This is a genomic window from Metamycoplasma equirhinis (assembly GCF_006385185.1).
Taxonomy (GTDB): domain Bacteria; phylum Bacillota_I; class Bacilli_A; order Mycoplasmatales; family Metamycoplasmataceae; genus Metamycoplasma; species Metamycoplasma equirhinis.
Map to the genome: position 1 here is coordinate 1 of NZ_VFIX01000055.1, position 545 is coordinate 545.

Genomic DNA, 545 nt, shown 5'->3' on the forward strand with positions numbered 1-545 from the left:
CTGCCAGCGACCTGACGCCCGAGCTGCTGCGCCGCGCCCAGGCGCGTGCTGCGGCAGCCGGACTGGAGCTCGGCTGGCGGGAAGCCAACGCAGAAGCCCTCCCGTTTAGCGCCGGCGAATTCGATGCGGTGCTCTCGACCATCGGGGTGATGTTCGCCCCGCGTCATCAGCGCACCGCCGACGAACTGGCCCGGGTCTGCCGGCGCGGCGGCAAGATCAGCACCCTGAACTGGACCCCCGAGGGTTTCTACGGCAAATTGCTGTCCACCATCAGACCGTACCGGACGACGCTGCCGGCGGGAGCGCCGCACGAGGTGTGGTGGGGAAGCGAGGATTACGTGAGTGGCCTGTTTCGCGACCATGTGTCCGACATCCGTACCCGGCGAGGATCGCTGACAGTGGACCGGTTCGGTTGCCCGGACGAATGTCGCGACTATTTCAAGAATTTCTACGGCCCGGCGATCAACGCCTACCGCTCCATCGCCGACAGCCCCGAGTGCGTCGCCACACTCGACGCCGAAATCACCGAACTTTGTCGCGAATAC

The 545-nt window shown here is 65.9% G+C and carries 1 protein-coding gene; it reads left to right on the top strand.

Going from position 1 to position 545, the window contains the following annotated elements:
* Positions 1-545, top strand: a 545-nt coding sequence (locus FJM08_RS08625) for a class I SAM-dependent methyltransferase (protein WP_140031753.1), incomplete at both ends; no start/stop codon positions are given.